This is a genomic window from Vreelandella alkaliphila (assembly GCF_016107625.1).
GTDB lineage: Bacteria > Pseudomonadota > Gammaproteobacteria > Pseudomonadales > Halomonadaceae > Vreelandella > Vreelandella alkaliphila.
The window spans coordinates 1-18,340 of record NZ_JABASV010000003.1 but is presented as its reverse complement, the minus strand read 5'-3'; the positions used below and the strand labels follow the sequence as shown (position 1 = coordinate 18,340).

Annotated in this window: 17 protein-coding genes; 9 read left to right on the top strand and 8 right to left on the bottom strand. The window is 51.5% G+C overall.

Features of this window, described 5'->3' with window-relative positions; translation table 11 throughout:
- Positions 1-71: 71 nt before the first annotated feature.
- Together JFC11_RS05340 and puuE are read right to left on the bottom strand one after the other, a co-directional pair.
- On the bottom strand, positions 72-896 hold the full coding sequence (locus JFC11_RS05340; RefSeq protein ID WP_038477883.1) for a bifunctional allantoicase/(S)-ureidoglycine aminohydrolase: 825 nt from the start codon (positions 894-896) through the stop codon (positions 72-74).
- Positions 897-907: 11 nt separating this feature from the next.
- A complete protein-coding gene (puuE, locus tag JFC11_RS05335; protein ID WP_038477885.1) occupies positions 908-1,855 on the bottom strand; it encodes an allantoinase PuuE in 948 nt (315 codons plus the stop codon).
- Between the two features lie 309 nt (positions 1,856-2,164).
- Between puuE and JFC11_RS05330 the strand changes: the two genes are divergently transcribed.
- The 3 genes from JFC11_RS05330 to JFC11_RS05320 all read left to right on the top strand — a co-directional run bounded on the left by JFC11_RS05330 (position 2,165) and on the right by JFC11_RS05320 (position 6,030).
- Entirely contained in the window at positions 2,165-2,920 is a 756-nt protein-coding gene (locus tag JFC11_RS05330; protein ID WP_038477886.1) for an aspartate/glutamate racemase family protein, read from the top strand.
- 205 nt (positions 2,921-3,125) lie between these two features.
- Positions 3,126-4,496: an NCS1 family transporter gene (locus tag JFC11_RS05325; protein WP_038477887.1), complete on the top strand. Its 1,371-nt coding sequence runs from the start codon at positions 3,126-3,128 to the stop codon at positions 4,494-4,496.
- A 67-nt stretch (positions 4,497-4,563) separates the two neighbouring features.
- Positions 4,564-6,030, top strand: a complete 1,467-nt coding sequence (locus JFC11_RS05320) for an NCS1 family nucleobase:cation symporter-1 (protein WP_038477890.1) — start codon at positions 4,564-4,566, stop codon at positions 6,028-6,030.
- Between the two features lie 95 nt (positions 6,031-6,125).
- Here JFC11_RS05320 and JFC11_RS05315 read toward each other — a convergent pair whose 3' ends face one another.
- The 3 genes from JFC11_RS05315 to uraH all read right to left on the bottom strand — a co-directional run bounded on the left by JFC11_RS05315 (position 6,126) and on the right by uraH (position 8,492).
- Positions 6,126-6,842 (bottom strand): GntR family transcriptional regulator, encoded by a 717-nt coding sequence (locus tag JFC11_RS05315; RefSeq protein WP_038477893.1) that lies wholly within the window; start codon positions 6,840-6,842, stop codon positions 6,126-6,128.
- A gap of 14 nt (positions 6,843-6,856) precedes the next feature.
- The gene (locus JFC11_RS05310) at positions 6,857-8,056 is read right to left on the bottom strand and encodes a urate hydroxylase PuuD (protein ID WP_198348912.1); all 1,200 of its coding nucleotides are present in this window, start codon (positions 8,054-8,056) and stop codon (positions 6,857-6,859) included.
- A gap of 82 nt (positions 8,057-8,138) precedes the next feature.
- A complete protein-coding gene (gene uraH, locus JFC11_RS05305) occupies positions 8,139-8,492 on the bottom strand; it encodes a hydroxyisourate hydrolase (RefSeq protein WP_198348911.1) in 354 nt (117 codons plus the stop codon).
- Between the two features lie 138 nt (positions 8,493-8,630).
- On the opposite strand from uraH, the gene uraD reads away from it, so the two are divergent.
- Positions 8,631-9,173: a 2-oxo-4-hydroxy-4-carboxy-5-ureidoimidazoline decarboxylase gene (uraD, locus tag JFC11_RS05300; protein WP_198348910.1), complete on the top strand. Its 543-nt coding sequence runs from the start codon at positions 8,631-8,633 to the stop codon at positions 9,171-9,173.
- 185 nt (positions 9,174-9,358) lie between these two features.
- Here uraD and JFC11_RS05295 read toward each other — a convergent pair whose 3' ends face one another.
- From JFC11_RS05295 to JFC11_RS05285, 3 genes are all read right to left on the bottom strand, one after another.
- Positions 9,359-9,715, bottom strand: coding sequence for a phasin family protein (locus JFC11_RS05295; protein ID WP_038477905.1), 357 nt, complete (start codon positions 9,713-9,715; stop codon positions 9,359-9,361).
- A 180-nt stretch (positions 9,716-9,895) separates the two neighbouring features.
- Positions 9,896-10,585 carry a glutathione binding-like protein gene (locus JFC11_RS05290; protein WP_120386399.1) on the bottom strand — a complete coding sequence of 230 codons (690 nt, stop codon included), beginning with the start codon at positions 10,583-10,585 and terminating at the stop codon, positions 9,896-9,898.
- Positions 10,586-10,678: 93 nt separating this feature from the next.
- Positions 10,679-11,371, bottom strand: coding sequence for a glutathione S-transferase family protein (locus JFC11_RS05285; RefSeq protein WP_198348909.1), 693 nt, complete (start codon positions 11,369-11,371; stop codon positions 10,679-10,681).
- Between the two features lie 453 nt (positions 11,372-11,824).
- Between JFC11_RS05285 and JFC11_RS05280 the strand changes: the two genes are divergently transcribed.
- The 5 genes from JFC11_RS05280 (at position 11,825) to JFC11_RS05260 (ending at position 18,140) form a co-directional block, all read left to right on the top strand.
- Positions 11,825-13,516 (top strand): L-lactate permease, encoded by a 1,692-nt coding sequence (locus tag JFC11_RS05280; RefSeq protein ID WP_095604057.1) that lies wholly within the window; start codon positions 11,825-11,827, stop codon positions 13,514-13,516.
- Positions 13,517-13,752: 236 nt separating this feature from the next.
- Entirely contained in the window at positions 13,753-15,252 is a 1,500-nt protein-coding gene (gene glcD, locus JFC11_RS05275) for a glycolate oxidase subunit GlcD (protein ID WP_198348908.1), read from the top strand.
- Between the two features lie 51 nt (positions 15,253-15,303).
- Positions 15,304-16,404 carry a glycolate oxidase subunit GlcE gene (gene glcE / locus JFC11_RS05270; RefSeq protein ID WP_038477919.1) on the top strand — a complete coding sequence of 367 codons (1,101 nt, stop codon included), beginning with the start codon at positions 15,304-15,306 and terminating at the stop codon, positions 16,402-16,404.
- A 14-nt stretch (positions 16,405-16,418) separates the two neighbouring features.
- Positions 16,419-17,651: a glycolate oxidase subunit GlcF gene (gene glcF / locus JFC11_RS05265; RefSeq protein ID WP_198348907.1), complete on the top strand. Its 1,233-nt coding sequence runs from the start codon at positions 16,419-16,421 to the stop codon at positions 17,649-17,651.
- A gap of 87 nt (positions 17,652-17,738) precedes the next feature.
- Entirely contained in the window at positions 17,739-18,140 is a 402-nt protein-coding gene (locus tag JFC11_RS05260; protein WP_038477925.1) for a GlcG/HbpS family heme-binding protein, read from the top strand.
- Positions 18,141-18,340: the final 200 nt, after the last annotated feature.

The following is an 18,340-nucleotide window of genomic DNA, read 5'->3' as shown; positions in this document are numbered from 1 at the left end:
AGCGAAGCAGCCAACGCCGGAACTTATATACCAGAACTTATATACCAGAACTTAACCGCCTGAGCTCAATGCTAGAGCTTGAGTGCGGCGTGGCGGTTGACATCTTTGTACAGTAAGTAGCGGAATGGCCCTGGGCCGCCGGCGTAACACGCTTGAGGGCAGAATGCGCGAAGCCACATAAAGTCGCCAGCCTCTACCTCAACCCACTGCTGGTTAAGGTGATACACCGCCTTCCCTTCCAACACATAAAGCCCATGCTCCATCACGTGAGTTTCATCAAAAGGAATCACGCCACCTGGCTGAAAAGTCACGATATTGACGTGCATGTCATGGCGCACATCAGCAGGATCAACAAAGCGCGTGGTTGCCCAGCGACCTTCGGTTCCCGGCATTTCGAGGGGAGCAATGTCTTGCTCATTGGTGACAAAAGCCTTCGGTACGTCTAGCCCCTCCACAAACTGATACGCTTTACGCACCCAGTGAAAACGTACGGGAGCAGATGACTCATTGCGCACTTGCCAGTGGCTACCTGGGGGAAGAAACGCATAGCCACCGGGGCGCATCGTGTGGCGCTCACCCGCCAGAGTAAGCGTTAACTCACCTTCCACAATGAACAGTACGCCTTCGGCCTGGGGGTCTAGCTCCGGCTTTTCACTGCCGCCCTCAGGCTGTACTTCCATAATGTATTGAGAGAACGTTTCAGCAAAGCCTGAAAGCGGACGCGCCAGCACCCATAACCGAGTGCCTTCCCAGAAAGGCAAGTTGCTGGTGACGATATCGCGCATCACGCCTTTGGGAATCAACGCATACGCTTCTGTGAACACGGCACGGTCAGCGGTTAGCTGTGTTTGTGGCGGATGCCCCCCCGTAGGGGCGTAGTAAGGAGACTTATTCATTATTTTGCCTTTTAGCGGGTTGGAGCGGGATGATGTTCTGCCCAGTGACGAGCAATATCCACACGGCGTGCTACCCATACGCGATCATGGGCCTCGATATGGTCTAAAAAACGCTGCAGCGCGCGGAAGCGTCCAGGACGCCCTAATAGCCTGCAGTGCATACCAATAGAGAGCATTTTTGGCGAATCATCGCCCTCCGCGTAAAGCACATCAAAGGCGTCACGCAGATAGGTAAAGAAGTGATCCGCGGTATTAAAGCCTTGCGGGGCAGCAAAGCGCATATCATTAGTATCTAAGGTATAGGGCACAACAAGGTGATTATGCTCACTACCCTGACTATCGGTCACAGAGGTCCAGAATGGCAGATCGTCACCGTAATAGTCGCTATCGTAAAGGAAACCGCCTTCGTCTAGCACTAAGCGCCGGGTGTTGGGGCTATCGCGCCCGGTGTACCAGCCTTGTGGCTTCTCACCGTAAAGACGCTGGAAAATCTCCATGGCTTTCTGCATGTGCTCTCGCTCAACGTGCTCGGGCACTTCCTGATAGTGAATCCAGCGGTAGCCGTGACAGGCAATCTCGTGACCTAACTCTTGAAATGCCTGGGCGACATCAGGGTTACGCTCCAGCGCCATGGCAACGCCAAACACCGTGAGAGGCAAATCACGCTTTTCAAATTCACGCAGAATGCGCCACACCCCGGCGCGGGAGCCGTACTCGTAGATAGACTCCATGCTCAAGTGGCGATCCGGATAAGCCGGTGCACCGATGATTTCCGACAGGAACTGTTCGGAGCCTGAGTCGCCGTGAAGGACGCAATTCTCCCCGCCCTCTTCATAATTAAGCACAAACTGAACAGCAATTTTCGCCTTGCCTGGCCAATTAGCATGAGGGGGGGTACGACCATATCCCACCAGATCGCGAGAGTAAGCATTCGATGGTCGATTAGATGAATGAGGCATTCAACGGCTCCTTTTATACGATTGTAGATAGCGGGTTGCAGAGCATTTTATTGAAATTAAAGATCTACAATACAGAAAATAATTGTATACAAAATAGCGACTTTATAGAACAACCGCAATCCAATAACCGCTTAATTAGCTGAGATGGTTAGCATTTTATAGTAGGCAAGTCGCTAACCTGTTGAAACCTGAACATTTGGTCAAGCAATGCTGGTACTTAAACCGCATAAAAAGGCTTGCGATCCACGCAAAACCGCCCTATTTTCGTATACAAGATGCTCAATTTTGTCTACCAGCGAGCGATTCAACATGCATATACGCATTATCAATCCAAACACAACAGCCTCAATGACGGCTGCCATTCATCAAGCCGCCCAGCGGCAGGCAGCGGCATCAACAACGGTTACCGCCACCCAGCCTGATGCGGGACCGGTGTCCATCGAGAGTCATTTTGACGAGGCCATTAGCGCGGTAGGCGTTGCCGAAGAAGTTCTTAAAGGAGAGCGTGAAGGCGGCATCGATGCTTACGTGGTGGCCTGCTTTGGCGATCCTGGTTTACTCGCAGCCCGAGAGTTAACCCGCGCGCCTGTCATCGGCATTGCGGAAGCTGCCTTTCATTTAGCCACGCTGGTCAGCACCCGCTTTTCGATTGTAACGACGTTAGGACGCACTGGTATTATTGCAGAACACTTACTTGAGCAGTATGGGTTCCGCCACCACTGTCGCCGCATACGCGCTGCAGAAATTCCGGTTCTCGATCTTGAACATCACCCTGATGCCGCCTTTACCCGCATTGTCGAAGAGTGCTGCCGCGCCCGCGATGAAGACGGCATTGGTGCCATCGTTTTAGGGTGTGGCGGAATGGCCAATTTAACGGAAGAGATCACCCGCGAGGTTGGCTTACCGGTGATAGAGGGCGTTAGTGCCGCATTAAAGCTTGCAGAATCGTTGGTTAGCCTAGGTCTCCACACCAGCAAACATGGCGACCTGGACTACCCGCGCCCGAAAGCATTTACCGGCAAGTTCTCTGCACTCTCCGACCTTCACCTCCCCTTACCCAGGTAAATATCACTAAAAAACACGTAGTAGCCATGACTTAAAAGAATGACCTTAAAAGCAGATCCTAAAAACAGATCTTAAAAACAGATCTTAAAAACAATAACTTCAAAAATAACTGTACTCCCGTTAGCACGCCATGCCGCAAGCATCGCTTGGGCGCGTAATGCGCTCAAGCTGCCAATAACACCGACAATCTTGCGAGGACGGAAACATGAGCAACTCCAACCCTGCTCTTACGTCAGAAGAACCTCCCGTTGCGAACACCGCAATAGCTGACAAAGCCATCGGCGCAGAAAGCCTAGCACCGCAAAGCACGCGAATCATGGGGCGAACGTCCTACTTTTTAGCCTGGTTTGGTGGATGCGTCTCAATTGGTACCTTTGCCATGGGTTCAAGCGTGGTGGGCACCTTAAACCTACTACAGGCAACACTCGCTATAGCGATTGGCTGCTTTGTAATCGGTATTGCGCTGGCAGTTAATGGCGCAGCTGGCTACAAATATGGCATTCCCTTTATGGTGCAGGCGCGTAGCGCCTTTGGCTTTACCGGCACCCGCATTCCTGGCTTGGTAAGGGCTGTGCCAGCGGTGGTGTGGTACGGCTTTCAAAGCTGGATAGGCGCAGGCGCGCTCAATATGGTGTCTGCCACATTGTTCGGTTTCGATAATCTGATTTTCTACTTTATTACCTTCCAATTTTTGCAGATTGGTTTGTCAGTACTGGGCTTTCAGGGGATTAAATGGCTTGAGAATATAGGCAGCGTCTTTATTTTGCTTTCGCTGATGTATATGTTCTACGCCACGGTGCAACGCTACGGCGATGAGCTGTCGGCCAGCATTTTGACCATGGAAGGCTCTTGGGGCTTGCCGTTCTGGAGCGCTACCATGCTGTTTCTGGGCATTTATAGCACCATGATGCTGAATGTTAGCGACTATTCACGAGAGCACAAGAAAGGCACCCGCCAAAGCTTATTAACAACGATCTATGCCATGTCTATTCTGCCCTGTACGCTGTTTATGGGCTTGATTGGCTACATGGTGTCAGAGGCGACAGGCACAGCAGACCCCATTCAGGTATTTGCTAACGCTGTAGACAACACGCCCCTGCTAATGACCACACTGCTATTCATCGCCTTTGCACAGGTAACCACGAATGTACTGAATAATGTGGTGCCCCCCACCTACGTATTAATGGACGTATTCAAACTTAAGTTTCCGGTCGCCACCGTTATTGTAGGCCTACTGGCATTTGCCACTTTCCCATGGAAACTTGTTCAGCCTGAGTCGGCTGCTGGTCTGCAGCTATTCGTACAAACGTACTCTGCGTTTCTTGGGCCTATCTTTGCCATTCTCGTCGTCGATTACTACATCATCCGCCGTCGCACACTGGACATTAGTAAACTATACGACCCTTCTGGCCCCTATCAAGGCGTCAACAAAGCCGCCTTAATTGCCACGGTAGTCGGCATTGTGGCCGCGCTGACATTCTCTTCGGTCTCATGGTACGCCAGCCTTATTCCTGCCGGGTTGACCTATTACCTACTGATGAAGCATTGGCCTGCCTGCCAACGTTTTACCCAGTAACCATGATGCGTGTCTGCCTGCTCGCTGTGCGTAGCAGGCAAACGTTTCCGACAAGAGAGCGTTAACCATGAATAAGCAGCCGTCCAGCAGTGATCTCGATATAAAGCAAATTGATCCCACTCTTTACAATGAAGATCTTGCGCCCTTAAAGCCCCAAGACCGTAACTGGGGCGCGTTTGAAATCTTCAACGTGTGGTCGAATGATATTCAAAGCCTGTTTGGCTACACCTTAGCGGCATCGCTGTTTCTGTCCTACGGCCTGAATGGCTGGGCAGTGATGGCAGCCATCATTCTTGCCGGGGTCATTGTCATGTTCCTGGTCAACCTAACCGGCAAACCAAGCGTCAAATATGGCATCCCTTTTCCTGTTATGGTTCGCGCCAGCATGGGGGTACGGGGGGCTAACCTGCCAGCGTTGTTACGCGCTATCGTTGGTATTTTTTGGTACGGCGTACAGACTTACTTTGCCTCAACGGCAGTGGCGCTGCTCATCACAGCCCTGTTTGGGGCTGACAATGGCAGCACTTTTCTGGGCCTTTCTGGGGTCGCTTGGCTGTCTTTCGTGATTGTTTGGTTATTTCAAATTGCCATTTTCTGGCAGGGCATTGAGCGTATCAAACACTTTCTAAACTGGGCTGGGCCGCTGGTTTATGTGGTGATGGTCGTACTGATGATCATTGTATGGTTCCAGGCCGGAAGTGAACTGCTACCCGCAGTGAGCACTATTTTTAGCGGTAGCGGTGAGCAAAGTGGCAGTAGTCTTGGGGCGTTTCTAGCAATTGTTGGCACCATGGTGGCCTACTTTGCAGCGGTAGTGATTAACTTTGGCGATTTCACTCGCTTTGTCAAAACCGAGCGCCAAATGAAACTTGGCAACTTGCTGGGCTTGCCACTAAACGTCGCATTTTTCTCGTTTATTGCGCTAATCATTACGGCTGGCACATTGGTACTGTTTGGGGATGCGCTGACCAATCCCGCCGACATTGTTGAGCGTGTTGATTCACTACCATTGACCATTGTGGCTGCCCTCACCTTCTTCGCGGCCACTGTAGGCATCAACCTGGTCGCTAACTTTATTCCACCGGCTTACGACTTGGCCAACCTGTTTCCCAGCAAAATCAGTTTTAAAATAGGTGGCCTGATTACCGCAGTGATTGCCTTCTTTGTCGGTGCGCTATGGATTTCGGTGATTAGCCAAATCGGCGTACCCGGCTTCGTTAACGCCTTAGGTGCCATAGTAGCGCCGTTTTACGGCATCATTGTGGTGGATTACTACCTGATCAAACGCCAACACCTCAATATGCAAGAGCTATTCTCTTCAGCGCCCAGCAGCGCCTACTACTACGTTAATGGCTGGAATAGCCGCGCCTTGATTGCTTTCGGCGGTGCAGCGTTATTCTCGCTCTCTACGGTCATCGTGCCCGCGTTCGAAAGCCTTGGCGGCTTTGGTTGGCTGATTGGCGCAGGGTTAGGTGGGCTGTTCTATTATGGTTTAATGCGCCAGTTTAAGGCCGTCCCAGCACCTGCGATGTAAGCACTCACACAGCATTAAACTTCCTACCTTCACAAAAAAGCCCAGGCCTAAAGGCCTGGGCTTTTTCACTGCTTATATATGACTACTTAACCTGCTTAACCACCAAAAATCTGCTGCAGGTCTGGCACATTCTCTTCTTCTTCAACCATCGAAAGTGAGGCTTCAATCGCTTTGAGATGGCGGCTCATAAACGCTTTCGCACGCTCGCCATTGCCCGCTTCTAGATAGCCGATCAAATCATCGTGATCGTGGGATTCGCAGCCTAAGTGGCCACGATGACCGTAAACCGCCAGAATCAACGACGAGCGTGAGCACAGACGCTCAACAAACTCAGCAAGCGTTGCGTTACCCGAAAGCTGGGCAAGGCGCACGTGAAAGTCAGCAGACAGGCGGATAGCGATGCTCTGTTGGCCATTGCGCAGCGCTTGACGCTCCTGACGAGCCATTTCCCGTAGTTCAGCGGCTTCTTTCTCTCCAATCCGCTTTGCTACATCAGGCATTAGCCCACACTCAATCATCTGGCGTGCGTCGAACACATCCTTGGCCTCTTCGGCGGTAGGCCGTGTTACGCTGGCTCCCCGACGTGGCGTGAGCGTTACCAACTGTTCTAATGCTAAGCGTTGCAAGATTTTACGAATACCGGTACGGCTGATACCAAAGACGTCTGACAAGGCGTCTTCGCGCAGCCGAGCCCCCGGTTTTAGCCGCTGCTCTACAATGGCATCGCTAACCGCGCGATAGATTGACTCGTGACGCTCCTCGCCTTCTTTTTCTGCGGGTCTTTGCTTTAACGCCGCCTGCGCATCACTCATAGGATCTCCTTTAATCACTCCTCCCACGCGGCAATAATATCGCGCTCTTCATCACTCATGTTGGTGATGTTGCCAAGTGGCATATATCGACTCGCGACAACTTGCTTAATTTGCGCTTGATGTCCCAGGATTTCATCCCAAGTATCAAACGCGTAGCCTGCAGGCGGCGCTGAAAAACCGGCATGCTCAGGGTTGCGAGCATGGCATTGACTACAATGCTGATCAATTAACCCTGAAATTTGGGCTTGGCTGGGCGCACCAGACGCGCTCACATTACCAGCACCTGGGCTCGGTGCGGCTACCCAAAACGCTAATAGAATAAGCCCTATCCCAACCGCAGGATAGGCTGGCTGCGTTTTTCCTGCGTGCATTAATACAAAGAATTGCCTGATAAGGGCACCGGCAAAAATAAACAGTACCATGACCACCCAGGAAAGCTCATGGGAGTAGATGAAAGAGTAGTGGTTACTCACCATCAACAGTACTACCGGCAACGTAAAGTAGGTGTTATGTACCGAACGCTGCTTGCCCCGCTTGCCATCTAATGGATTAGGCGCCTCACCTGCCTTCATGGCTTTCACCATACGGCGTTGACCGGGAATAATCCAAAAGAACACGTTAGCTGACATGGCGGTGGCCATCACAGCCCCGGTTAATAGGAAGGCGGCACGTCCTGTGAACATCTGAGTGCTTAAATAGGCGACCACTATCATCATCACCGCAACGGTAACGCTGAGAAGACCGTCGCGGTCCATATTAGGACTTATGCGTTTACAGAGTTCGTTATAAACCACCCAACCGCCGAGCAAGAAGGCCAGCGCCAGTAGGTTGGCCTGCCAGCCTGTCATACTCGCCGCCCACGCCCAGTTGCTGTTGGGGTTAACTAGATAGAAGCCCGGGTTTGCCATATAGAGAATAACGAACAAGGCAAAACCCGATAGCCATGTCGTATAGGCTTTCCAGAACGACCAATGAAGGTCATTCGGCAGCTTGGCAGGCGCAGTAGCATACTTTTGATTATGGTAGAAACCACCGCCATGCACGGCCCACATCTCTCCAAAAACGCCTTTTTCACGATCTTCGGCTGCTTTCGGCGTTCTTAAGCCATTATCCAACATGACAAAATAGATCGACTCACCGATCCAGGCTATGGCTGCTATAACGTGCAACCAGCGTAACAATAAGTTAGCAAAATCAATAATATATGCTTGCATAAACAAGTCCTAGCAGGTTTACCTGGTAACTCAGCGAGCGAATGTCAGGCTAGGCAAAAAGCGGCAAAAAGATAGCCAAGCTCTAGCTACCGCGATAGGTAGAGTAACTATAAGGGGATAGCAGTAACGGCACATGGTAGTGCTGGCTGGCATCTGCAACGCCAAAACGTAAAGGAATCACGTCCAAAAAGCGCGGCTCTTGAGAGGCGATGCCTTGGGCGCGCAAGTAGTCACCCGCGTAGAAAACCAGCTCGTACTCGCCTACCGTGAGGGCATCACCCTCTAAGATAGGCGCATCACAACGACCGTCGCTGTTGGTAATCACACTGCCCAAGTGTTCGCGCGTGGTGCCTGCTAGGCGGAACACGTCAATGGTAATCCCCTGGCCGGGCTGTCCTTTAGCGGTATCGAGTACGTGAGTCGTTAACCGTCCCATAGCAACTCCTTAATAATCACAGTTGTTGTTTACTGTTGTCGATAACAGCTGACCGACTTAACCTATCGGTCAAAGAGTACCGTTGATACCATTTATTGTATACAGTATTCCCATTATTAAACATACTGGAGAAATTTAGTGGCTACCTCAACATCACTGACCCTTTCGCCCACTCCTAGTACATGCAGCTTAGAAAGCTTTACCCAACATTACGGCGATGTATATGAGCACTCCCCCTGGGTGGCGGAAGCAGCCTGGAAGGAAGGGTTAAGCAATGCGCATGACGCACCTGACGCGCTAGCTGACCTGATGGGACTTATGCTGCAGCGGGCAACACCTGAACAGCAAATCGCTGTTATTCAGGCCCACCCTGACTTAGCAGGCAAAGCGGCGATGTCGGGTGAGCTGACCCAAGACTCTACACGCGAGCAAGCAGGCGCTGGGCTAGATCAATGTACGCCTGAAGAGTTTGCCCGCTTCGAACAACTTAACGCTGCTTACAAACAAAAATTTGGCTTCCCCTTCGTCATTGCGGTGAAGGGGCTTGATCGCCACGCCATTTTGGCAGCGTTTGAAGCACGCTTACACAATGGTTTAGCTGAAGAGCGTGAAACAGCAATTAAGGAGATCATTCGTATCGCCCGTTTCAGGCTGAACGTACGGGCTGAACAGCCGTTGTAACGGGAATATCACCACGCAAAGCCCACCGCATGCAGCCACTCTTTTTTGCTTGCAGAAATAACATCTTACAACGCGTTAAAATGCATATAGACAAAAAAATGCCGCACCTGACGGTGCGGCATTTCATCGATCAATCAATAGCATCTGATCGCTTACTATCAGGCATTTACCTAATGAAAAATAGGTTACTGCTTAGCGGTTTCCACTGCTTTCTTAGTGGTCTCTTCCGCCATTTTCTGACTCTCTTGCATAAAGTTTTGGCTAATCGAGGTGACTTTTTCAGAGTCTCCTTTCATACGCTCCATTAGGTCAGAAGCTGTTTTTTGCTGACTTTCCATAGCTTTTTTAAAGCTGTCGGCATCTTTAACGTCTAACCATGTGCGTGCCTGAGCAACCGTCATGTCAGAGTATGCACGCGCTGCATCCATTTGCGCGCTGACGACTTGCTGATAATAATCAAGCGCTGCCAGGGTATAAGAACGCATTGGCGATACAAAGACAGACTCAAACTGCTGGGTGGATTTCTCTGCGGCCTTGTTCATCACATAATCTCCTTAAGTGAGCTAGCGATTCGACACGCATCGATAAGCGGTCGATGATCAGGCGGTTGCCTTTACTAACAACAAAGCTAGCAGTGCCTTTTGTGCAGCGCAACATTATTTTTTAACAACATTGCTGCTAGCGATTGAAGGCAGCAACCTCATCAACCAAGTAGTGACTACTTAGCGATTGCCAAACAAGTATTTACGTGCCTGCTCATCTATTTCTCCCCCCGCCTGTGGATTGACGTCTTCGATCAAAGAATAAGCTTTTCGAACAGCTGGGCGCTGTGCTACTTCATCAAACCAACGCTCTAGGTCAGGAAACTCCTCTAACGTTTGGCACTGCTTTTCCCATGGCACAATCCATGGATAAATCGCCATATCAGCGATGGAGTAACGATCACCACCCACATAATGCTGCTGAGATAGTCGTTGATCTAGCACGCTGTACAAGCGATACGTCTCGCGAACGTAACGCCCGATAGCATATTCGATTTTCTGCGGTGCATAGTGGCAAAAATGGTGGTTTTGACCCGCCATCGGCCCCAACCCGCCCACTTGCCAATGAAGCCATTGCAGCACAACATAACGCTCTCGCCCTTCAGCGGGCAGAAATTGTCCGCACTTATCAGCTAGGTATTCCAAAATAGCCCCTGACTCAAACAGTGCCAGGGGCTGACCACCGTCTTGAGGTGCATGGTCAACAATAGCGGGAATACGATTATTCGGCGCAATGGTTAAGAACTCAGGGTCAAACTGCTCGCCAAGCCCTATGTTGATAGGTTTTACTCGGTAAAGAAGTTTTGCTTCTTCAAGCATGATGGAGATTTTGTGGCCATTGGGAGTTGTCCAGTAATACAGATCAATCATTGCCATCTCCTCTCACACATACGACATAAGCCGTTTGTGTGGCTTTCCTCGTACATACGATGGATACAGGCGGCATTATTGCCGCCTGACACATTATAGATCACGAATAGTAATGGCCTTACCCGCGACCGCTTCGTGCACCTCCAGCATACGCTTAAACCACTCATCAACCGGATCATTAGCGTCAACTAATGGCTCAAGTGACACTGTATATGCCCACATCATGCTGCCAAATAGGAGGTAATCTGCTCCACTGGGTGCTTCGCCATCTAAAAATGGGCTACTGCGAAGCTGATCACGCACAGGAGCCAACATTTTTTTCAGCTGTGCTCGCCCCTGCTCTGGATTATTGACGTCCTCTAAACGCATACCAAAACGGGCTTCGCGGGTCTCTCTGAAATAGGCACGGTCGTCAGGATGTATGGCCGCTAATAAATCCAGCGCGACCGTTCGAAAAAGTGCCGGAGTCACGCTACGCTCAATATAGAGCTTAAAAAAGTGGACTCGCTGATAGCTCACTCCTTCTCCCAATACTGGATTGGCAGGATAGGCCTTATCTAAGTAGCGCATGATTTCGAAGCTATCAGTGACAACCGTGTCACCATCGGTTAACACCGGCACTTTGTCGTAGTCGGCAAAGGCAAGTGCCTCTTTATAAAGAAAACGCCAAGGAACAGTCGTATATTCCAACCCTTTGTGTGCCAGTGCCATACGAACGCGCCAGCAATAGGGAGAAAAGCGTAAGCGCTCATCGCGCCCGCATAAGTCATAAAGAGTTATTGCCACTGTGACGGCCTCCTTGTAATTAGAAACGTGGTTAAAACCAAACACACGCTGACAACAATGGGCTCAAGCCACCAAGGACGCAAGTAACGGGTTTTACTTGTTCTGAACCTACCCCAAATGTCTTCATATCAACTAAGTAAGCAAGCGACTTTTTCTCCATTCACTTGCCCTGTACTGCCCTCTTAGATGGAAACTGCACTGTCTATTAGTCTAATGGGTTGCAGGCAGCCCTACTGCATTGTGGAAATTGAAAAGCAAATAAAAACAATTCGTTAAATTTAAAAGAGTGGTTCAAAGTCTATACATACAACCGCCCTTAATTGGTCTTACCAATTATCCAATATAGCCATTTTTTCTACCTAACCGTATCTTTCGCACTGATCCAACCAGCATTGCCACGACCGCTGGCATCTGCCGAGCACACCAAATCAATAACAAGGGGCCATTCCTAAAATGAATGAAACTACACTTGCACTTCTGGCATTTCTGCCGCTGCTGCTTGCCGGTATTTTGCTCATTGGTTTTAAAATACCCGCAAAAATAGCGATGCCGATTGTTTTCCTGACCGCAGCCGTCATTGGTCTGACCGCTTGGGATATGTCGTTTAGCCGCGTTGCCGCGTCTACCATTCAAGGGCTGATTCAAACAGCAGGCCTTTTATGGATAATTTTTGGCGCCATCTTGCTGCTAAATACGCTTAAGCATTCTGGCGGCATCACTGCGATTCGTAACGGTTTTTCAGGCATTAGCCCTGACCGTCGCGTTCAGGCGCTAATTGTTGCTTGGTTATTCGGCTGCTTCATTGAAGGGGCTTCTGGCTTTGGTACGCCCGCAGCAGTCGCTGCACCACTCATGGTAGCGCTTGGCTTCCCTGCACTGGCAGCCGTTGTTGTCGGCATGATGATCCAGTCCACTCCGGTCTCTTTTGGCGCCGTTGGCACCCCAGTTGTAGTGGGTGTCGGTAGCGGGCTTGATCGCGCTGGCATCACAGCCCAGTTGGAAGCTAGCGGCTCTACGTGGGACGTTTTTTTCCAGCAAATTACTAGTTCTGTGGCCATCACGCACGGCATCGTAGGCATATTGATGCCTCTGATTTTGGTATTGATCATGGTGCGCTTCTTCGGTGCGAATCGCTCCTGGAAAGAAGGCCTATCCATTGCACCCTTTGCAATCTTTACTGGCATTTCGTTCGTCGTACCTTACATGCTGGTCGGCGTTTTCTTAGGCCCAGAATTCCCATCAATGATTGGTGCTATGGTGGGCTTAGCGATTGTAGTACCCGCTGCTCGCAAAGGCTTCTTGCTACCGAAAGACACCTGGGACTTTCCTGAATCAACGTCTTGGCCAGATGAATGGATCGGCAACCTGCAGATCAAATTGGATGACGTTGTTGGTAAAGCGCCAATGTCGACCTTCAAGGGCTGGATTCCTTACGTCCTACTCGCGGTATTCTTGGTTGCTTCACGCACCGTTGAACCGCTGAAAGCTGCCTTGACCTCCGTTAACCTGAGCTGGAACAACATTCTAGGCGAAGCCGGTGTTAGCGGCGGTGTACAGCCGCTTTATTTGCCAGGCGGCATTATTATCGCGGTGGTCATCGTCACCTACTTCTTGCACCGCATGAACCCGCAGAAAATCAGCGCTGCCGTGTCTGAATCTACTAAAACCATCTTCGGTGCTGGCTTTGTCTTGATCTTCACCGTTCCCATGGTACGCATCCTGATTAACTCTGGCGTGAATGGTGCTGACCTTGTGTCAATGCCCGTCATGATGGCCCAGGCGGTAGCTAACAGCGTAGGGGGCATTTATCCCTTCTTTGCACCTGCGGTTGGGGCTATGGGTGCCTTTATTGCCGGTTCCAATACCGTTTCTAATCTGATGCTAGCGGAATTCCAGTTTAGCGTTGCCGAAACACTTGGGTTGTCTACGGCGATGATGGTCGCGCTGCAAGCCGTTGGTGCCGCAGCGGGTAACATGATTGCGATTCACAATGTTGTCGCCGCATCAGCGACGGTTGGCCTACTGGGTCGCGAAGGTACAACGATTCGTAAAACAATTATTCCCACGATCTACTATCTGATCTTTACTGGGATCATTGCGCTTATTGCTTTCTATGTGATTGGCATTACCGATCCACTGATGTGACGGGAAAACGTTAATCAAGAGTGAGTCATTCCTGCTGGGTAGCCTAAGGGCAACCCAGCAGCCTCTTCACGAGGGACCACTACCCAGCAACCTCAGCAGAAACAGTAAATCATTAACACGTTATTAGAATTTTCACTGTATGCAAAAGTTTTCCAGCATCGAATTAGTTATTTATGGAAAGATTTTCCATAAAGTGATTAGATAATTTTCTGCTCTCCTCACCCACAGGAGCTAACATGAACATTCTTTTCGATGAACGCCTCGACGGCGAATTCATTCACCGCGATAAAGCAGATGTTTTAGATGATCTGCAAAACGCAGTGCCGTCTTTGACGCTGCTGCACCGTGAAGAGGACTTACATCCCTTTGAGTGCGACGGCCTTGCCGCTTATCGCATCATGCCGATGCTGGTTGCATTACCCGAGACTCTGGAACAGGTAGAAGGTCTTCTAAAACGCTGCCATGCCCTGGGTGTTCCGGTCGTTACTCGTGGTGCAGGCACGGGGCTTTCAGGCGGTGCTTTACCGCTTGAACGAGGCGTCCTGCTAGTGATGTCGCGCTTCAACACGATTATTAATGTTGACCCAGATGCTCGCATTGCACGTGTACAGCCAGGCGTGCGCAACTTAGCTATTTCTGAAGCTGCTGCCCCTTACGGGCTTTATTATGCACCCGACCCATCGTCACAGATTGCTTGCTCGATTGGTGGCAACGTGGCGGAAAATGCGGGTGGCGTGCACTGCCTCAAGTATGGTCTCACCGTTCATAACGTGATGCGTGTTGATGTCATGACGATTGAAGGCGAGCGTATGACGCTGGGATCCGAAGCACTGGATGCACCTGGCTTTGACCTCCTCGCGCTGATGAATGGCTCTGAAGGCATGTTGGGTGTGGTCACTGAAATTACCGTAAAGCTGCTGCCCAAACCTGAAACCGCCAAGGTACTAATGGCCAGCTTTGACGACGTAGAGAAAGCGGGCCGTGCTGTTGGCGACATTATTGCCGCGGGGATTATTCCTGGCGGATTAGAAATGATGGATAAGCTGGCCATCAAGGCTGCAGAAGATTTCATCAAAGCTGGTTACCCCGTTGAGGCAGAAGCCATTCTTCTGTGCGAACTAGATGGTGTTGAAGCCGATGTGGACGACGATTGCCAAACCGTTCGCCGAGTCTTAGAAAAAGCGGGGGCGACCGACATTCAACAGGCTCGCGATGAGGCTGAGCGGGCCAAATTCTGGGCAGGGCGAAAAAATGCCTTCCCCGCGGTGGGGCGCATGTCGCCTGACTACTACTGTATGGATGGCACCATCCCTCGCCGCGAACTCCCTCGCGTCCTCAAAGGTATTGCCGCCCTGTCGGAAGAGAGTGGCTTGGCGATTGCCAACGTCTTCCATGCCGGTGACGGCAATATGCACCCGCTGATTCTATTTGATGCCAATAAAGAGGGAGAGCTGGCTCTTGCAGAGGACGTCGGCGGAAAAATTCTGGAGCTATGCGTCGCGGCGGGCGGCTCTATCACTGGCGAACATGGCGTCGGCCGCGAAAAAATCAATCAGATGTGCAGTCAGTTTCAACCCGATGAACTAACGGTATTCCATGCCTTGAAAGCCGCTTTTGACCCACAGCGCTTACTCAACCCAGGGAAAAATATTCCTACCCTGGCGCGCTGTGCTGAGTTTGGCGCGATGCATGTGCATAACAACGAACTACCGCATCCGGAACTACCACGCTTCTGATGCGACTCCTAGTCGACTAACCACTAGGAAGCATAATGATTAGGAATCACCATGACTGAACTAGCGATACATGCTGCCGATCAAGATATCGCTGACGACCTGTGCGAACAGGTGCGCAGCGCCTATGCCAACCGCACGCCACTGCGCATAGTAGGTGGCGATACCCGCGCTTTTTACGGCCGACCGGTAGAAGGCAACGCCTTAAATATGTTGCCCCATAGCGGCATTGTCTCCTATGACCCGGTAGAGCTTGTGATTACTGTTCGTGCCGGTACGCGGTTAAGCGCACTCAACGCAGCTCTAGCCGAAGAAAATCAAATGCTGGCCTTTGAACCACCCGCGTTCAGCGATGCCAGCACCATTGGCGGTGCTGTTGCCACCGGCATGTCCGGCCCACGCCGCCCATGGGCTGGCGCAGCGAGGGACTTTGTCTTAGGCACACGCGTGATCACCCAAGAAGGCAAGTTGTTGCGTTTTGGCGGTGAAGTCATGAAAAACGTCGCCGGATACGACCTCTCACGCTTGATGGCAGGTGCTCAAGGGACGCTAGGCGTACTGGCCGATATCTCGTTTAAAGTCCTTCCCATTCCTACTGCCACTCACAGCCTACGCCTAAGCATGAGTCTTGAAGATGCCTTGGGTAAGCTCGCCGAACTAGGACGACAGCCGCTGCCCATCACCGCAGCAGGATGGCACGCAGGCGAGCTATTTATTCGTTTAGAAGGCGGCGCAAGTTCCGTTAATGCGACCAAGGAACGCTTGGGCGGCGAATCACTTTCCAGCGATTTCTGGCAGCAACTGCGCGACCATCAGCATCCTTTTTTCCGTCTGAATGAAGGGCAAGCGCTGTGGCGCTTATCATTACCCCCCAATACGCCGCCGCTAGCCTTGAATATACCCCAAAGCGATATCTTCTATGACTGGGGTGGCAGCCAGCGGTGGATAAAAACCAGCGCGGCAGCTGATACGTTACGCACGGTTTGCCAGCAGGCAGGTGGTCATGCCACTTGCTTTACCCCCTACGCCCAAGGCGGAGCAGAGTCACCGTTCACCCCGCTCAACCCCGTGGTCGAAAAGTATCATCGCAACCTGAAGGCCGAGTTGGATGCCTACGGCATTTTCAACCCAGGCCGTCTTTATGCGGCGTTTTAATCAGGAGAGTAGACATGCAGACGCACTTTACCGATGCTGATCGCCAAAAACCGCATATTCAGGAGGCCGAGCGCATCCTACGCACCTGCGTACACTGCGGCTTTTGTAATGCTACCTGCCCCACCTATCAACTGCTAGGCGATGAGCGGGACGGGCCGCGCGGGCGCATCTATTTAATGAAAGAGCTGCTGGAAAGCCGCGATGATAATGATCAGGTCACCGAAGAGACACGCCTGCATTTAGACCGCTGTTTGACCTGTCGCAATTGTGAAACCACCTGCCCTTCAGGCGTGGAATATCACAAACTTTTGGATATCGGTCGTGCAGAAATTGACCGCCGGGTTCCTCGCCTCATGGCCGAACGCGCCCAACGCTATGCACTGCGTAAGATGCTGGTAGACCCTAAGCGCTTCAAAGCACTTCTGTCCTTAGGGCAAACCTTCAAACCCCTGGTGCCTGGCAAGCTACGCAGTAAGATGCCACCGACGCCAGTCGACGCAGGCCAACGCCCGGATAGCCAACGCCATTCTCGCAAGGTGCTAATACTAGAAGGGTGCGTTCAACCAGGCCTATCGCCAAACACCAATGCAGCGACCGCTCGACTGCTAGACCGTCTTGGGATTAGCGTGACGCCCATCAGCGAAGCAGGTTGTTGTGGGGCCATTGATTTTCACCTGAATGCCCAGGACGATGGTCGCGCTCGTATGCGTGCCAATATCGATGCTTGGTGGCCACAGATCGAACAAGGGGCTGAAGCCATTGTTCAAACGGCCAGCGGCTGCGGCGCTTTTGTCAAAGAGTATGGCGACATGCTCAAAGATGACCCGGCCTATGCCCAGAAAGCGCAAAAAGTCAGCGCACTGGCGAAAGATATTGTCGAAATACTGCGCGAAGAGCCAGTAGAGAAGCTCGAGCTGAAAGAGCACCAACGTCTGGCGTTTCACTGCCCTTGCACACTGCAGCACGCCCAGAAGCTCAATGGTGCGGTTGAAGGCGTGCTCAGCAAGCTGGGGTTTTCGCTAACGCCGGTACAAGATGCGCATCTATGCTGTGGCTCAGCTGGCACCTACTCGGTTACCCAGCCAGCGCTTGCCACACAGCTGCGCGATAACAAGCTCAATGCGCTGGAAGCTAGCAACCCAGAGGTTATCGTCACTGCCAATATTGGCTGCCAAACCCATCTTGCTAGTGCCAATCGCACCCCGGTACGGCACTGGGTGGAAGTGGTGGATGCTGCCCTGGTATAAACACTAATTCACTTTGCCGCGCTAACAAGCTTTTACAAGCAAACAATAGCGCGGCACTTTACTCCCCTTGATCAAAAGGAAAGTTTGATGCAAAGCAAAGCTGTTCTCGGCCAAGCCGATGTCATTCAGGTACTAGATGCTGCTCAAAAAGAAGCCGATAACAACGGCTGGCCGGTCACCATTGCCATAACGGATGATGGCGGGCATCTACTCGCTCTGCGCCGCTTAGACGGTGCTGCACCCTTCAGTGCCGATGTAGCAACACATAAAGCGCGCAGTGCAGCACTAGGCCGTAAAGAGACCCAAGTATTTGAAGAAATGATTAACGGTGGGCGCACGGCATTTGTCTCTGCGCCACTGCAAGGTTTGCTGTCAGGCGGCGTTCCTATCATCGTCGATGGCAACGTCGTGGGTGCTGTCGGCATCTCAGGCGTGAAGCCTGACCAGGACGTACAGATCGCCAAAGCCGGGGTAAGCGCTATCGCCTGATATTACCGTGCAGCTGCATGGCTGCACGTTATGGCGCTAGAGAATGGACTCAAGGTACTAAATGACACGCAATAAAAAGCCCAGATCAATGATCTGGGCTTTTTGGAATTCGTTCGACTAAAATGTTTAGTCGATGAGTGCTTAAATGGCGGACCGGACGAGACTCGAACTCGCGACCTCCGGCGTGACAGGCCGGCATT

What these genes read in the sequence shown, in the direction of transcription:
- uraH (WP_198348911.1), bottom strand. Translation starts at nt 8,492, where the DNA reads ATGGGACGGTTAACGACTCACGTACTCGATACCGCTAAAGGACAGCCC.
- JFC11_RS05295 (WP_038477905.1), bottom strand. Translation starts at nt 9,715, where the DNA reads ATGAACAAGGCCGCAGAGAAATCCACCCAGCAGTTTGAGTCTGTCTTT.
- JFC11_RS05340 (WP_038477883.1), bottom strand. Translation starts at nt 896, where the DNA reads ATGAATAAGTCTCCTTACTACGCCCCTACGGGGGGGCATCCGCCACAA.
- JFC11_RS05315 (WP_038477893.1), bottom strand. Translation starts at nt 6,842, where the DNA reads ATGAGTGATGCGCAGGCGGCGTTAAAGCAAAGACCCGCAGAAAAAGAA.
- glcE (WP_038477919.1), top strand. Translation starts at nt 15,304, where the DNA reads ATGACTGAACTAGCGATACATGCTGCCGATCAAGATATCGCTGACGAC.
- JFC11_RS05310 (WP_198348912.1), bottom strand. Translation starts at nt 8,056, where the DNA reads ATGCAAGCATATATTATTGATTTTGCTAACTTATTGTTACGCTGGTTG.
- JFC11_RS05260 (WP_038477925.1), top strand. Translation starts at nt 17,739, where the DNA reads ATGCAAAGCAAAGCTGTTCTCGGCCAAGCCGATGTCATTCAGGTACTA.
- JFC11_RS05330 (WP_038477886.1), top strand. Translation starts at nt 2,165, where the DNA reads ATGCATATACGCATTATCAATCCAAACACAACAGCCTCAATGACGGCT.
- glcF (WP_198348907.1), top strand. Translation starts at nt 16,419, where the DNA reads ATGCAGACGCACTTTACCGATGCTGATCGCCAAAAACCGCATATTCAG.
- JFC11_RS05325 (WP_038477887.1), top strand. Translation starts at nt 3,126, where the DNA reads ATGAGCAACTCCAACCCTGCTCTTACGTCAGAAGAACCTCCCGTTGCG.
- JFC11_RS05280 (WP_095604057.1), top strand. Translation starts at nt 11,825, where the DNA reads ATGAATGAAACTACACTTGCACTTCTGGCATTTCTGCCGCTGCTGCTT.
- JFC11_RS05290 (WP_120386399.1), bottom strand. Translation starts at nt 10,585, where the DNA reads ATGATTGATCTGTATTACTGGACAACTCCCAATGGCCACAAAATCTCC.
- puuE (WP_038477885.1), bottom strand. Translation starts at nt 1,855, where the DNA reads ATGCCTCATTCATCTAATCGACCATCGAATGCTTACTCTCGCGATCTG.
- JFC11_RS05320 (WP_038477890.1), top strand. Translation starts at nt 4,564, where the DNA reads ATGAATAAGCAGCCGTCCAGCAGTGATCTCGATATAAAGCAAATTGAT.
- glcD (WP_198348908.1), top strand. Translation starts at nt 13,753, where the DNA reads ATGAACATTCTTTTCGATGAACGCCTCGACGGCGAATTCATTCACCGC.